The organism is Sphingobium sp. ba1, from assembly GCF_000743655.1.
Taxonomy (GTDB): Bacteria; Pseudomonadota; Alphaproteobacteria; order Sphingomonadales; family Sphingomonadaceae; genus Sphingobium.
In genome coordinates this window covers 264020-277665 of sequence record NZ_JPPQ01000069.1, presented here as the reverse complement: position 1 = coordinate 277665, position 13646 = coordinate 264020, and the positions used below count along the sequence as shown (strand labels likewise).

The window sequence follows — 13646 nt, the reverse complement described above, 5'->3', positions numbered from 1 at the left end:
CGGCCGGGCGCAGGAAGGCGGGCTGGGGCAAGTCCGCCTCGGCAACCGGCAGGGGCGCGGCGGGCATAGGGAAATCCGGCGTGGACCGGATGGCGGGCGCCCCCACCACGGACTGCGCCACCAGCCCGCGCCGTCCCGATTCGGGCCGCGCGAAAATATCGACGCCGTTCAGATCGCGGCTGGCGAAGATGGGTGCGCGCGCCGGGGCGTCTGGGTGGGCGTCGGCGCGGCGCAGCGTCGGCGGCGCGCCTTCGATCGATTCGATGGAACGGCCCCGCGCCAGCGCGGCCCATTTGGAAAATGCGAAACCCATTTTTCGTGCTCCCTTGGCGCGTTCGACGCGCTGATTCTTTTCACTTGGTTCCGTCGCCACAGTTGCGTCGCGCCGCATCGTCAAAATGATCCCCATCACCATTATAGCGGCGAAAAGAGCGATCAGTATTCGGGCCTTGAGGCCAAGTGGCGGCGCGGCGGCGGGCAGCGCTTCGCTCAGCCCGCTGGACGCCACCAGCATTTCGATCAGCCCCACCGGGGTCAGCAGCACCGCCAGTGCGGCGACGAGGCCGCCCAGCGCTGCCATCACCATGGCCCGGTCCGGTCTTGATCCGCGTGGCGCCATATGCCGTCAGGCCGCCGCCCGCGCGCCGTCGGCTTGGGCCAGCAAGTGCTGGTAGACCGGCTCGTAGCGCAGGATATTGGCCGACCAGTTGCGCTCACGCTCGACAAAGGCGCGTGCGACGGCGCGGCGTTCATCCCAGGGCGCGCGATCGGCGAACAGCCCGGCAAGCGCGGCAGCGATGCTCGCCGGATCGTCGGGCGCAAAGAGTGTGCCGGTGACGCCATCCTCGATCAGCTCGCGATGGCCACCGACGCTCGACGCAGCGACAAGCCGCCCCTGCGCCATCGCTTCCAGCGGTTTGAGCGGTGTCACCAGATCGGTCAGCCGCATCGCCTTGCGCGGATAAGCGAGGATGTCGACCTGCGCATAATAATGTTCGACCTGGTCGTGCGGCACGCGGCCGACGAAGATGATATGATCGGCGAAGGGCGACGCCATCGCCTGTTCGCGCAACGCCTGTTCGCGCGGGCCGCCGCCCACCATCAACAGCTTCGCTTTGGGCCGGGCACGCACGAGTCGCGGCATCGCGGCGATCAGATCGTCCAGCCCTTCATAATCATAGAAGCTGCCGATGAAGCCGACGACATCGGCCCCCTCCAGCCCCAGCCTGGCCGTCAGCGCAGGGGCGCGCGGGACGGGATCGCCAAACTGTTCCATGTCTACGCCATTGGGCGACACGATGATCTTGTCCCGATCAATGCCGCGCGCGATCAGATCGCCACGCAGCCCTTCGCAGATCACTGCGACTGCATCGGCGGCGCGAACCGCATGGGTTTCAAGCTGGCGGGTGAGCCAATAGCGCGGGCTGCCCTGCGTCCCGGTGCCGTTGCCGACCGCCGCATCTTCCCAGAAAGCGCGAATTTCGTAGATCATCGGAATGCCGTGCCGCTTGGCGACACGCTGCGCCGCGATGGCGTTGAGGACCGGCGAATGGGCGTGGATGATGTCGGGCCGCCAATCGCGCACCAGCGATTCGATCGCGTCGGCGTGGGCGGCAATGTCGCGCCATTCGCGAATCAGGGGATTGCCGGTCGCGGGCTGCCCCGGCGTGCGGTGGAAATGGAGGCCATCGACCGCCTCTTCCAACGGTGCCGTACCGTCCTGCGGCTTTGGCGCGACATGGCGATGGCCGGTGATGCCACGCACCGCCCAGCCCTTCGCCATCTGCGCGCGCAGGATCGCACGGGTCCGAAAGGTGTAGCCGCTGTGGAGCGGGAGGCTGTGGTCCAGCACATGAAGGATGCGAGTCATAGCCAGCCCTGTCTGCCGAAAAAGGTTTAACGCCCCGTCAACTCTGTCTCGCTAGGAAGATGAGGCGGCTACCGGGAACAAGAACGCATAATGATCGACACCTTATCCTTGCTGGTCAGCCATGGCGTGATCCTGCTGACGGCCTGGCGCCTGCTGTCGCGCGCCGACCTTGATCGCGATCCAGAGCCGGAGGTCGAGACGGGCGATGCGTGACCTGTTCTTCCTCGCCTTTCTGGGCGTCTTCTTCCTGATGGGGTTCAGGCGGCCGTTCCTGCTGGTCGCGGTCTATGCCTATATCGACATCGTCTCGCCCCAGCGCCTGTCCTATTTTCTGCTCAATTCGATCCCGATCTCCTTCATCGCCTTTGGCGCGATGGTGGGCGCCTGGCTGGTGATGGACGACAAGAAGGATTGCCGATTCTCGGCGCGGCAGGGGCTGATGCTCGTGCTGCTTGCCTGGTGCGGCTATACCACCATGACCGCCGATTTCCCGGTCGAGGCGCTGACCAAATGGAATTGGGTGTGGAAGGCGATCATCGCTGGCGTGTTCCTGCCTTTGGTGCTGCGCACGCGCTTGCGAATCGAGGCGATGACCGTCTTCATGATCCTGTGCGCCAGCACGATCATCATCAATGGCGGCATGAAAACTGCGCTGTCGGGCGGCGGCTATGGTGTGCTCAACCTGATGGTCGATAATAATAGCGGGCTATATGAAGGCTCCATCATCAGCTGCGTCGCCATCTCGCTGATCCCGCTGATCCTGTGGCTGGCCAAACATGGCACCATCTTCCCGCCCGACTGGAAGGTTAAGGCCTTCTGCTATTGCCTGTGCCTCGCCTGCCTGTTGATGCCGATCGGCACAGAGGCCCGCACGGGCCTTGTCTGCATCGTCATTCTGGCCGGGCTGATGCTGATGCGGTCGCCCCGGCGCTTCGTCTACGGGCCGCTGATGCTGCTGGCCGCATTGGTGTCGATCCCCTTCCTGCCCGCCAGCTTCACGCAGCGGATGCAGACGATCGAAAATCATCAGGGCGACGAAAGCGCCTCCACCCGCGTCGCGGTGTGGATGTGGACGCTCGATTATGTGAAGGATCATCCAGGCGGCGGCGGCTTCGACAATTATCTGCAGAACAGCTTTACCTATGTCGCGCGAAGCGTCGTGACCGACAGCGGCGGCAGTCGCCTGGAAACCCGGATCGTCACGGACAAGGGCCGCGCCTATCATAGCGCCTATTTCGAGCTGCTGGGTGAGCAGGGCTATTTCGGCTTTGCGGTCTGGGCGCTCATTCACCTCATCTGCTTCATCCGCACCGAATCGATCCGCCGCTTCTACCGCAAGCGCGATGGACCGCAGGAAGCGTGGATTTCGCCCTTCGCGCTGGCGCTGCAACAGGGGCATATCATCTATATGATCGGATCACTGTTCGTGGGGATCGCCTATCAGCCGTTCATCTTCATGATGCTGGCGCTGCAGATCGGTCTCGACACCTATCTGACCCGCAAGCGCAAGGCGGCGGCACGGCAGGATCTGGCCACAGCGCTCGTCGCGCGGCAGGGCGTTCCGGCATGAACGGAGAATTGCGAGCGCTGGGTATGGCGCAGGGCATGTTGCTGGGGCTGTTGCTGGCATCGCCGATGATGGCACCGGCGCTTTTTTCGGCGGGTGTCGGTGCGCTGTTCGTGATGGGCGGCTTCCAACTGCGCCTTGCCGATCGACGCTGGGAGAGGCGCGCTGGCCTGGGCGATTGGGTCAGCCATATCCGCATGGCCCCGCGACGGCTGCTCCCCTGGGGCGCAACGGCGACCGTGGCGCTGATCGCGGGTCGTCCAACCGAGGCACTGGCGATCCTGATGGCGGTGCTGGCGTGCGAGATGCTGCTCTATCCGCTGCTTGCGCCAGCCATGGGACGGCTGACGCGCGGCGGGATCATGCTGCTGCTTTTGCTGATGCTGCCGCTATGGGGGGCCGATGTCGCGGCGCTGCGTTACGCCAGCGCCTACCTGGTCGGGGTGGGTGGATGCGTGTTCTGGCTGCGCGGGCCGGATGGCGATGGCCGGGCGCTGGGATGGGCCATCGCGGGATCGTGCGCCGCCGCTGTGATCGCCGTCTTTGCGCCGGACGTTCGAGCGCTCATGCTGGCCGGTGGTACATTATGCGCCACGCTGGCGCTTGCGCATCTGTCGGTGCTGCGCCGCCGCCCGGTGCCGTGGCATCCGGGCGGCGGCGCATCGTTCAGGCGGCTACGCTGGCCCCTTCGGTTACGGCCTTCGTAAAGGCTTCGACAAAGGCAGGGATGTCGTCGGGGTTACGGCTGGTGATGATATTGCCATCGATCGCAACGGCCCGATCGACCACCGTTCCACCGGCGTTGGTGAGGTCGGTACGCACCGAAGGCCAGGACGTGACGGTGCGGCCGTTCACTACGCCCGCCTCGATCAGCAGCCAGGGACCATGGCAGATGGCGGCGACGGGCTTGCCGGCGTCGGCAAAAGCACGGATGAGCGCGATCGCCTTTTCATTCACGCGCAGCGTATCGGGATTGGCGACGCCACCGGGCAGGATCAGCCCGTCATAATCGTCCATCGAAACGGCATCGAGTATGATGTCGGGGGTGATGGTATCGCCCTTTTCATCATGCTTCATACCCTGGATCGGGTCGCTTTCGGGCGAGGCCAGCGTCACCTTGGCCCCAGCTTTCATCAGCATGTCGCGTGGATCGAACAGTTCGGATTGTTCGAACCCATCCGTGGCGATGATGAGAATATGGCTGTTTTCGATGGCGGACATGGGTGTCTCCTGCATGGGGGGAATGGCCGTTTAACGGCCCGGAGCCCCCATGGTTGCGGAACGAAGCGACGAAAGGCGGGTTTGGGGAGACGAGAAGGACGCCATGCCCCAAACCGCCATAATTCATGCCAATGACAGCGTGCCCGGCATCACGCGCCGCGCGTTGAAACGGGGTTGGGCCTATCGCGACGTCGATGGTGCGCGGATCACGGACCGGGACGAGATCGACCGGCTGAACGCCATCGCCCTGCCGCCCGCCTATCGCGATTGCTGGTTCTGCCCCTCCCCTTATGGCCATATCCAGGCGACCGGCTATGACGACAAGGGGCGCAAGCAATATCGCTATCATGCCGACTTTCGCGCCGCGCGCGAGGCGGAGAAATATGCCGGATGCCCCCATTTCGGTCGTGCCCTGCCCAAGTTGCGCGCCCGGCTGGAGGCGGACCTGTCCAAGCGGGGGCTGCGCAAAGATCGCACCATCGCGGCGGTCATCCGCCTGCTCGACCTCGCCAAATTGCGCGTCGGCAATGAACATTATGCCACGACCAACAAGAGCTTCGGCGCGACGACGCTGCGTCGCCGTCACCTCGACCTCAACGGCCGGTCGTTGACGCTGCGCTATCGCGCAAAGTCGGGCAAGGAACAGCAATTGACCGTGACCGACAGTCGCCTGCTGCGCTTCGTGCGGCAGGTACAGGATCTGCCGGGGCAGCATCTGTTCCAATATCTGGACGAGGAGGGCGAAGCGCGGCCGATCACGTCGAGCGACGTCAATGCCTATATCGCCGATGCCATGGGCGGGCCGTTCACCGCCAAGCATTTCCGTACCTGGGGCGCGTCCACAATCGCCTTTGAAACATTGGCGGCCGGGCATGTTTCTTTGAAGGAGATGATCGACCCGGTGGCACTGGCGCTGGGCAACACGCCGGCGATCAGCCGCAAATCCTATATTCATCCCGCACTTATTGCCCTATGTAAGGAGGGGCAGGATGAATGGCGCGAGGAACTTCGCCTTCCGCGTCGGACACGATATCTGTCACGAGAGGAACGCGGATTGATCGCCTTTCTCGATACCTTGGCGGACTGCGCCCCGCTTGCAGCGGCGGCCTGATCCGCACTCAACAGACTACAGGATAGCATGGCCAATACGAAAACCCCCGCCGACCCCGTCATCACGGTGCGGCCGCCCGATCTCGGCGCGATGTGGCGCTCGACCAGCGACTGGCTTGCCGTCCATTATGTCCAGATATTGATCGCCATCGGTGTCGGCGTCCTGATCTACCTCGCGCTGACGGCCCTGCGCGGGGTTGGCAAGCGGCACAAGGGGACGCGCGGCGATCCGCTGGGCTATGCCAATGTGCTGGGACGGGCCGCCGCACGCACGACGCACTTCTTCATGGTCATGGTCGCGGCGCGGCTGGTGGTTGGCTATGCCGATGCACCGGCTCCGCTCTACAAAACGATCGCCTTTCTCTTCACCATCGCGGCGGTGTGGCAAGCGGCCTTGTGGGCGCGGGAGATCATCCTGGGGCTGGTGGAGCGTAAGACGCTGGCGCAGGATGGCGGCGGCGAGACGCTCGCGAACGCGATGGGGCTTATCCGCCTGTTGGTCAGCGTCGTCCTCTTTGCCGTCGCGACGATCGTCGTACTGGATAATCTGGGCGTCAACGTCACTGGACTTGTCGCGGGTCTTGGTATTGGCGGCATCGCCATCGGCCTTGCGGCGCAGGGCATATTTTCCGACCTGTTCGCCGCCCTGTCGATCATCTTCGACAAGCCGTTCCGCCGGGGCGAGACCATCAATTATGACATGACGACCGCCACGGTCGAAAAAATCGGTCTCAAATCCACCCGCTTGCGCGCCATTACCGGCGAGAAGAAGGTGATCTCCAACGCCAATCTGCTGCAGAAGGAGATAACCAGCTATTTCACGCTCGACCATCGCCGGATCAAATTCGCGATCGGCGTCATCTACCAGACGCCACCCGACGTCGCCGAGCAGATTCCCGACATATTGAAAACGATCGTCATGGATCTCGGCGCGAATTTCGTTCGGTCCGGTTTCATCAGCTTTGGTGCGTCGAGCCTGGATTTCGAAGTCGAGTTCGACGTCTATCTGCCCGACTGGGATGCCATCTACGTCATCCGCCATAAGGTCGGCCTGGCCATCCTGCGCCAGTTCAACGAACGCGGAATCGAATTCGCCTATCCAACCCAGACCAGCTTTACCGCGGCACCGGACGGGCGGATGGTTCTACCCTATCCCGATGTTCAGGCGGTGCGCCAGGTCGAGAAGGAATGAGGCTGTCGCTGAACGGATCAGCCCATGCCCCAGAGCGGGCCGGGTTGCAGTTGCCCGTCGCACAGCGCCAGCCCACCGTCGCGATCCTCCGCCAGTAATAGCGCGCCGTCCAGGTCGATCCAGTCCGCGCCCTGCGCCAACAGAGCGGCAGGTGCAATGCCAAGCGACGTGCCGAGCATGCAGCCGACCATGAGCCGGAATCCGCGCTCTTTCGCTTCGCGCGCCAAAGCCAAGGCTTCGGTCAGCCCGCCGGCCTTGTCGAGCTTGATATTGACCGCGTCGAAATCGCCTAGCCGGTCGAGATCGGCGCGCGTGTGGCAGCTTTCGTCGGCGCAGAGCGGCAGCGGCGCATGAACGCCCGCGAGGCGCGCCTCCTGTCCATGGATCACGGGTTGTTCGACCATCTCCACGCCCAAGGCCGCGAGTGCTGCTGCTTCTGCAGCGATGTCACGATCATGCCAGCTTTCATTGGCATCGACGATCAGCCGCGCGGTGGGGGCACCGCGCCGTACGGCGGCGATCCGTTGTTGGTCGCCTTCGCCGGTCAACTTGCATTTGAGCAACGCAAAGCCCCGCGCCGCCGCGACCCGCGCGGCTTCCTCCATACGATCGGGATCGCCCAGGCTGATGGTGAAAGCGGTCGCCAGCGGCGCGGGCTGTGCCAGACCGGCCAATTGCCACACCGGCGCGCCCGCTTGCTTGGCTTCCAAATCCCATAAAGCGCAATCGAGCGCATTGCGCGCCGCGCCGCGTGGCATGCTGGTCAGCAAGGCTTTGCGGTCCAATGGCCCGGTGTAGGCGTGCAGGGCGGCGACGCAGCTTTCCGCGCTTTCGCCCTCATAATAGATGGCCGTGCCCTCGCCTTGCCCGACATGGGTGCCATCGCCCACGGTGCAGACGACGACATCGACATGCGTCTTGGCCCCCCGGCTGATGACGAAGGCACCTGCCACCGGCCAGCGTTCGGCGGTCGCAGAGACTATACGGATCATCGCGCTTTCCTGCGTCATCGGTTGACCATGGTCGAGACCGTCATATGAGCGAAACATAAAGTCCGGCATAGTCCCATGATGCAACAAGGAGCCTATTTTCCGTGACATCCCGCGACCTGACCGGCTTTTTGCCCCTCAATGAAGCCAATGCCGCGCAAAGCGACTGGCCGCGCCGCCTGTCGGACATGGCGTGGCGCATCGGTTTCGGTGCGATCGGCTGGCCGTGGTTGCTCGCCAGCTTGTCGGGCGGACGCCCCGCGGACAAGCGCGCGTTGCTCGATGAACTCGGCTTGCCGCATGATGCGCTGCCGCATCTGGGCAGTTGGAAGGCCGATGTCGGTTTTCTGCGCCATATCGTGCGGGAGATTGCACGGCTACGTCCAGCCCATGTGGTGGAGTTGGGCGCAGGCGCCTCCTCGCTGATCGCGGCGCGAGCCTTGCAATTGCACGGCGGCGGGCGATTGCACAGTTTCGACCAGCATGGCGGCTTTGTTGAGGCGACCCGGCAATGGCTGGGCGACCATGCGATCGATGCCGACATTCGCCATGCGCCGCTGACACATGAAAGCGCGGATTGGCCCGGTCGCTGGTATGCGCTGGAGGGCCTGCCGGAGCGCATCGACCTGATCATCATCGACGGCCCACCCTGGAGCGTCCATCCACTGGTGCGGGGCGCAGCCGACAGCCTGTTCGCGCGATTGTCGCCTAATGGCGTCGTGCTGCTGGACGATGCCGCGCGGCCGGGCGAACGTATCGTCGCACGGCGCTGGCGCGAGCGGTGGTCGCATATCGATTTTCGCCTGATGCGCGATGGGACCAAGGGCACGCTGGTCGGCCGTCGCCGCGACCTGACCGCGCCTGTCGCCAACGACAATGAGGATGGGCGCACATGGCGGCATATGCGCCGCGCGGCAGCGGTTGCCGCGCTGCTGGGCATCGGCTGGATCGCGCGCGGCGAATTGGGCGAATTTCCCCAAAGCGCGCAGGCGAGCAGCTTTCTGGACGAAGCGGCCGCCTCGCGCCGCACCGGACTGCTGCGGCAGGGCATGGCATCGCAGATCGAAAGCGCGACATTCGACGCGCAGGAAATCCGGCGGTCGACCGGCATCATCCTGCCTGCATTGCCGGGCGATTGGCGGGTGACCGACGTTCAACTATTTCCAACGACCGACAGCCCCGCCATCGCGATGACCATCGTGACGCCGGAACAGGAGACGCTGTCCCTGTTCGCCGACAAGGCCGAAACCCCCGCCGAGGCCACGCCGCTGGTCGCCCGGCGCGCGGGCGACGTGGTGGCCTATTGGGAAGTCGGCACCATGGCCTATGCCTTGACCGGCGAGGGCGACACGCGCCGCATCCTGCACCTCGCTGGCACGATCGCCCCTATGGGCAGGACGCCCCATTGAGGCTTTAGGGGCGGCCTGCTAAGCGCCGCGCATGGAGGACAGCCCGCAACCCACCGCCCGCGCCGACGCGCGACCCGCCCTTGGCAGCCTGGCGATGTTGTGGCGGTTCGCCCGGCGCTATCCGGCGCGCATTGCAGGGGCATTGGCTGCGTTGATCGTCTCGTCGGCGGCGACGCTCGGTATCCCCAGCGGCTTTCGCCTGGTGATCGACAAGGGGTTCATGGGCGGCGGCGACATCAGCCGCTGGTTCGAATATCTTCTGCTGATCGTCATCATCCTGGCACTGGCCAGCGCGCTGCGCTTTTACTTCGTGTCCTGGCTAGGTGAGCGCGTCGTCGCCGATATTCGCAGCGCGACCCAGGCCAATTTGTTGCGGCAGGCACCACGCTTCTTTGAAGAAAACCGCCCGTCCGAAATCGCGTCGCGCATGACCGCCGACACAGCCATCGTTGAGCAGGTGGTGGGATCGACCGTGTCCGTCGCGCTGCGCAATCTGGTGACCGGACTCGGCGGGCTGATCTATCTCTTCGCGCTGGCCCCCAAGCTGGCGGCGTTGCTGTTGTTCGGCATTCCCGTCATCCTGCTGGTGCTGATCAGCCTGGGCCGCAAGGTGCGCGGCCTGTCGCGCGCCAGTCAGGATCGGCTGGCCGATGTCGGCAGCGTCACCAGCGAAGTGCTGGGCGCGATGAAGATCGTGCAGGCCTTTGGGCAGGAGGCGCGCGAGGCGATGCGCTTCAACGCAACCGTCGAAGCGGGTTTTGCGACCGCGCGCCGCCGCATCGGCCTGCGCGCGATCATGACCGCAGTCGTGATCGCTTTGGTGTTCGGATCAATCACTGCCGTCATGTGGCAAGGGGCGCTGGACGTTGCCGCGGGGCGATTGTCAGGCGGCAGCATCGCTGCGTTCGTGTTGACCGGCGGACTGGTCGCAGGGGCGTTCGGTTCGCTGTCCGAAAGCTGGGGCGACCTGTTGCGCGGCGCGGGTGCGGCCAGCCGCCTGCACGAATTGATGAGCGCGACGCCTGACATCCTGCCGCCTGCCGTGCCTGTACCGATCCCGGTCACCACCAATGGCGCACGGCTGACCTTTGCCGACGTCCATTTTCATTATCCCACCCGCCCCGATCAGGCCGCGCTGAACGGCGTGTCACTGGACATCGCACCGGGCGAGACAGTGGCGGTCGTCGGGCCGTCGGGCGCAGGCAAGACGACGTTGATCCAGTTGGCGCAGCGCTTCTACGATCCCGACCAAGGCGTCGTGCGTCTGAACGGCGTGGCCCTGCCCGATGCCGATCCAGCCGCTGCGCGCGCTATGATGGCGATGGTGCCGCAGGATAGCGTGATCTTCGCCGCGTCGGCGCGCGACAATCTGCGCTACGGCTGCTGGGACGCCAGCGATGACGAGATTTGGGAAGCGGCGCGTGCCGCCAACGCCGAGAGTTTCCTGCGCGCGCTGCCGCAGGGTCTGGACACATTCATGGGCGAAGGCGGCGCGCGGTTGTCGGGCGGCCAGCGCCAGCGGCTCTCGATCGCGCGCGCCCTACTGCGCGACGCGCCGATCCTGCTGCTGGACGAGGCCACGTCGGCGCTGGATGCGGAGTCCGAGCGGTTGGTGCAGGATGCGTTGGGGCGGCTGATCCAAGGACGGACCACCATCGTCATCGCGCATCGGCTGGCGACCGTTCGGGCGGCCGATCGGATCATCGTGATGGATGAGGGCCGGATCGTCGAACAGGGCGACCATGCGTCGCTGGTCGCCCAAGGCGGGCTCTATGCCCGGCTCGCCAGCCTGCAATTTCAGGATATGCCCACCGCCTGACCCGTGCCGTTGCCCCGCCCGTCAGGCGCGGTTGGCGGCCTCATGCAGTTTCACGACATGGTCGAGGATCGCCGGATGGAGCGGGTTTTCAAAGGCGCAACCCGCCTCATGCCCGCGCGTCCAAAGGACTCGCGCACGACGCCCCTCGAAGCCGGGCAACATGATCCATAGTTCGCCACCAGGTAGCAGCTTCATGAAACTTTGCAGCCGAAAGCCGGAGACCGAGAGGTCGGCGATCGCGCTCTTGACCCAGGTTTCGCCGGGACGCCGAACCTTGACGCTGATCCGCACATGACGGCGTTCGGCAGCGCGCGCCTTATGGCTGGCTTGATGATGTCGATCGGCGCCCATGGCTTGCACTTCATTCCATTCACCGGTCAGTGTCGGGGATTGAGGTAAGGAATTGGTTAAACCCGCACATTTCCGATCGGTTTTGCGGTCCTGGAGATAGGTCAAAACCAAAAAAAAGGGCCGCCCGAAGGCGACCCCTGATGGTCCGGCATGATCATAAGGTCTATCTGCTATCCACTACCCGCCAAACTGGGAAGTCCTGACGCGGGCAGAGAAAGGCAGATCAGGCCTTAGAAATTGCCATATTGTTCGTTGCCGACGAAACCCAATTTGGTGACGCCTGCCCGCTTGATCTCGGCGAGCACTTCATCAACGGTCACATAACGGGTCTGCGCGTTCGGCTGGAACTGAAGTTCCGGCTCGACGGGCAGGCGCAGCGACTGTTGCAGATACTGGCGCAGCGTCAGCAGATCGATCGCCGAACCGTTCCAGGTGATGATCCCGGCTGCGTCGATCGCAACCTTGTTCTTCACTGGATCGACCATGGGGGCGTCGTTCGTCGAGGACTGCGGCAGATCGATCTTCACCGCGTGGGTTTGGATCGGGATGGTGATGATGAACATGATGAGGAGCACGAGCATGACGTCGATCAACGGCGTCGTGTTCATTTCCATCATCGGTTCGCCATCGTCGCTACCGGCGCTCATTGCCATGGGGCGTACTCCTAGAAATTCACAATAATCAGCACGTATCGGACGTTACATACGGGTAGTTTTCATACCTGGTTCCGGCTCGGAAATGAAGCCGACCTTCGGAAAACCTGCGCGCTGCATCGTGTAGATCGTGCCACCGATGCACCGATAGGGGGTATTGATGTCACCGCGGATATGCACTTCGGGCAGATCCTCCGGCGTCATATTCTCGATGCCGCCAACCTTCTTGATGTCCGCTTCCAGCTTGGCAACGGCGCGGTTGAGCAGGTCTTCGGAATTGACCTTGGTCATGTTCCAGTAAACCGCACAGCTACCGTCTTCTGCTGGCATGATGGACAGCGAGACGTTCTCCGGCTTGGTCGTCGTCGGTTCGAATTCGACCTTGGGAAGCTCTAAATCGACCGTCTGAAGCACGACAGGGACGGCGATCAGGAAGATGATGAGAAGCACCAGCATGACGTCGACGAGCGGCGTCGTGTTGATATCTGTGATCGGCTTTTCTTCGCCGGAGCCACCAACGCTCATTGCCATTGATCAGTATCCTAACATGTCTGTCATTTTAGACCGCACGCCAGGAGCGGCGATCTTGGGAGCCGAAGATGCGCGATGCATTCCGGCTCCCATATTTGATCAGGCCTTGGTGGCGGCTGCAGGAACCGGCTTGCCCACCTGGGCAGGAGCAGGCGTGCCGACAACCGGCTTCACTGCACCGTTCGAAACCATGTAGCCCAGCAGGTCGGTCGAGAAGGACGAGAGGTCCTCGGCGATCGCCTTGTTACGGCGTTGCAGGAAGTTGTAGGCAAGCACGGCGGGAACCGCGACGACCAGACCCAGAGCGGTCATGATCAGCGCTTCACCGACCGGACCGGCAACGGCGTCGATCGATGCCTGACCCGAAGCACCGATCTTGATCAGCGCGCGGTAGATACCGATAACCGTACCGAACAGACCGACGAACGGCGAGGTCGAACCAACGGTCGCGAGGAAAGCGAGACCGCCGCCCAGCTTCCAGTTGATGGCGTTTTCCGAACGGGCCAGCGAACCGTGCAGCCAGTCATGCGCTTCGACCGGATCGGTCAGCTTGCTGTGCTGTTCCTGAGCGGCGATGCCGTCATCGACCAGCTGCTTGTAGGCGCTGTTCTTTTCCAGCTTGGCGACGCCTTCCTTCAGGCTGTTCGAACGCCAGAAGGTCGTGCGGACCTTCTTATACTGGTTGATGACCTTCTGCTGTTCGATCAGCTTGGTGAACAGCACATAGAAGGTGCCGACCGACATGCCGACCAGGATGATGAACACGGTCCAGGCAATGATACCGCCCTGTTCCAGAGCTTCCATGAGGCCGTAGGGGTTGGCGGCTTCCGCGGCAGGTGCGGCAGCGGCCGCGATGATGGAGTTCAACATGATCAAGACTTCCCTCTCAATGAGATCAAGCGAAGGAAAGGCGGCGCGGTGCGCCCGCCCTTCC

Annotated in this window: 15 protein-coding genes; 7 read left to right on the top strand and 8 right to left on the bottom strand. The window is 63.7% G+C overall.

From position 1 onward, the window contains the following. Together IL54_RS24800 and IL54_RS04435 are read right to left on the bottom strand one after the other, a co-directional pair. The coding region (locus IL54_RS24800) for a hypothetical protein (protein ID WP_193378814.1) at positions 1 to 586 on the bottom strand (586 nt) is incomplete at its 3' end. Positions 587 to 625: 39 nt separating this feature from the next. Beyond that, positions 626 to 1870, bottom strand: coding sequence for a TIGR04063 family PEP-CTERM/XrtA system glycosyltransferase (locus IL54_RS04435; protein WP_037473537.1), 1245 nt, complete (start codon positions 1868 to 1870; stop codon positions 626 to 628). 90 nt (positions 1871 to 1960) lie between these two features. Between IL54_RS04435 and IL54_RS25665 the strand changes: the two genes are divergently transcribed. From IL54_RS25665 to IL54_RS04425, 3 genes are read left to right on the top strand one after another with little or no spacing between them, the layout of a single operon-like run. Then, entirely contained in the window at positions 1961 to 2083 is a 123-nt protein-coding gene (locus tag IL54_RS25665) for a hypothetical protein (protein ID WP_272945499.1), read from the top strand. Continuing rightward, the gene (locus IL54_RS04430) at positions 2076 to 3440 is read left to right on the top strand and encodes a putative O-glycosylation ligase, exosortase A system-associated (RefSeq protein ID WP_037473535.1); all 1365 of its coding nucleotides are present in this window, start codon (positions 2076 to 2078) and stop codon (positions 3438 to 3440) included. Before IL54_RS25665 ends, IL54_RS04430 begins: the two co-directional genes overlap by 8 nt. Then, positions 3437 to 4144 carry a hypothetical protein gene (locus IL54_RS04425; protein WP_037473533.1) on the top strand — a complete coding sequence of 236 codons (708 nt, stop codon included), beginning with the start codon at positions 3437 to 3439 and terminating at the stop codon, positions 4142 to 4144. The genes IL54_RS04430 and IL54_RS04425 overlap by 4 nt, the downstream gene beginning before the upstream one ends. On the opposite strand, the gene IL54_RS04420 is transcribed toward IL54_RS04425, so the two are convergent. After that, complete coding sequence (locus IL54_RS04420) at positions 4104 to 4658, bottom strand: type 1 glutamine amidotransferase domain-containing protein (protein ID WP_037473532.1); 555 nt, start codon at positions 4656 to 4658, stop codon at positions 4104 to 4106. The genes IL54_RS04425 and IL54_RS04420 overlap by 41 nt on opposite strands. Before the next feature lie 103 nt (positions 4659 to 4761). Between IL54_RS04420 and IL54_RS04415 the strand changes: the two genes are divergently transcribed. Beyond that, on the top strand, positions 4762 to 5769 hold the full coding sequence (locus IL54_RS04415; RefSeq protein ID WP_037473530.1) for a DNA topoisomerase IB: 1008 nt from the start codon (positions 4762 to 4764) through the stop codon (positions 5767 to 5769). A 27-nt stretch (positions 5770 to 5796) separates the two neighbouring features. Continuing rightward, positions 5797 to 6960, top strand: coding sequence for a mechanosensitive ion channel family protein (locus IL54_RS04410; protein ID WP_037473529.1), 1164 nt, complete (start codon positions 5797 to 5799; stop codon positions 6958 to 6960). 17 nt (positions 6961 to 6977) lie between these two features. On the opposite strand, the gene dgcA is transcribed toward IL54_RS04410, so the two are convergent. Continuing rightward, on the bottom strand, positions 6978 to 7952 hold the full coding sequence (gene dgcA, locus IL54_RS04405; protein WP_037477802.1) for an N-acetyl-D-Glu racemase DgcA: 975 nt from the start codon (positions 7950 to 7952) through the stop codon (positions 6978 to 6980). Between the two features lie 101 nt (positions 7953 to 8053). On the opposite strand from dgcA, the gene IL54_RS04400 reads away from it, so the two are divergent. Further along, positions 8054 to 9358: a class I SAM-dependent methyltransferase gene (locus IL54_RS04400; protein ID WP_037473528.1), complete on the top strand. Its 1305-nt coding sequence runs from the start codon at positions 8054 to 8056 to the stop codon at positions 9356 to 9358. A 31-nt stretch (positions 9359 to 9389) separates the two neighbouring features. After that, the gene (locus IL54_RS04395) at positions 9390 to 11177 is read left to right on the top strand and encodes an ABC transporter transmembrane domain-containing protein (RefSeq protein WP_037473525.1); all 1788 of its coding nucleotides are present in this window, start codon (positions 9390 to 9392) and stop codon (positions 11175 to 11177) included. Between the two features lie 21 nt (positions 11178 to 11198). Here the strand turns inward: IL54_RS04395 and IL54_RS04390 are convergent, their stop codons facing one another. The 4 genes from IL54_RS04390 to IL54_RS04375 form a co-directional block, all read right to left on the bottom strand. Then, positions 11199 to 11528 carry a PilZ domain-containing protein gene (locus tag IL54_RS04390; protein WP_037473524.1) on the bottom strand — a complete coding sequence of 110 codons (330 nt, stop codon included), beginning with the start codon at positions 11526 to 11528 and terminating at the stop codon, positions 11199 to 11201. 230 nt (positions 11529 to 11758) lie between these two features. After that, the gene (locus IL54_RS04385; RefSeq protein WP_037473523.1) at positions 11759 to 12181 is read right to left on the bottom strand and encodes an ExbD/TolR family protein; all 423 of its coding nucleotides are present in this window, start codon (positions 12179 to 12181) and stop codon (positions 11759 to 11761) included. A 45-nt stretch (positions 12182 to 12226) separates the two neighbouring features. Next, on the bottom strand, positions 12227 to 12712 hold the full coding sequence (locus tag IL54_RS04380) for an ExbD/TolR family protein (protein WP_037473522.1): 486 nt from the start codon (positions 12710 to 12712) through the stop codon (positions 12227 to 12229). Between the two features lie 99 nt (positions 12713 to 12811). Then, complete coding sequence (locus tag IL54_RS04375; protein ID WP_037473520.1) at positions 12812 to 13582, bottom strand: MotA/TolQ/ExbB proton channel family protein; 771 nt, start codon at positions 13580 to 13582, stop codon at positions 12812 to 12814. Positions 13583 to 13646 lie beyond the last annotated feature (64 nt).

What these genes read in the sequence shown, in the direction of transcription:
- IL54_RS04410 (WP_037473529.1), top strand. Translation starts at nt 5,797, where the DNA reads ATGGCCAATACGAAAACCCCCGCCGACCCCGTCATCACGGTGCGGCCG.
- IL54_RS04375 (WP_037473520.1), bottom strand. Translation starts at nt 13,582, where the DNA reads ATGTTGAACTCCATCATCGCGGCCGCTGCCGCACCTGCCGCGGAAGCC.
- IL54_RS25665 (WP_272945499.1), top strand. Translation starts at nt 1,961, where the DNA reads ATGATCGACACCTTATCCTTGCTGGTCAGCCATGGCGTGATCCTGCTG.
- IL54_RS04390 (WP_037473524.1), bottom strand. Translation starts at nt 11,528, where the DNA reads ATGGGCGCCGATCGACATCATCAAGCCAGCCATAAGGCGCGCGCTGCC.
- IL54_RS04435 (WP_037473537.1), bottom strand. Translation starts at nt 1,870, where the DNA reads ATGACTCGCATCCTTCATGTGCTGGACCACAGCCTCCCGCTCCACAGC.
- IL54_RS04430 (WP_037473535.1), top strand. Translation starts at nt 2,076, where the DNA reads ATGCGTGACCTGTTCTTCCTCGCCTTTCTGGGCGTCTTCTTCCTGATG.
- IL54_RS04380 (WP_037473522.1), bottom strand. Translation starts at nt 12,712, where the DNA reads ATGGCAATGAGCGTTGGTGGCTCCGGCGAAGAAAAGCCGATCACAGAT.
- IL54_RS04395 (WP_037473525.1), top strand. Translation starts at nt 9,390, where the DNA reads ATGGAGGACAGCCCGCAACCCACCGCCCGCGCCGACGCGCGACCCGCC.
- IL54_RS04415 (WP_037473530.1), top strand. Translation starts at nt 4,762, where the DNA reads ATGCCCCAAACCGCCATAATTCATGCCAATGACAGCGTGCCCGGCATC.
- IL54_RS04425 (WP_037473533.1), top strand. Translation starts at nt 3,437, where the DNA reads ATGAACGGAGAATTGCGAGCGCTGGGTATGGCGCAGGGCATGTTGCTG.
- IL54_RS04420 (WP_037473532.1), bottom strand. Translation starts at nt 4,658, where the DNA reads ATGTCCGCCATCGAAAACAGCCATATTCTCATCATCGCCACGGATGGG.
- IL54_RS04385 (WP_037473523.1), bottom strand. Translation starts at nt 12,181, where the DNA reads ATGGCAATGAGCGCCGGTAGCGACGATGGCGAACCGATGATGGAAATG.
- dgcA (WP_037477802.1), bottom strand. Translation starts at nt 7,952, where the DNA reads ATGATCCGTATAGTCTCTGCGACCGCCGAACGCTGGCCGGTGGCAGGT.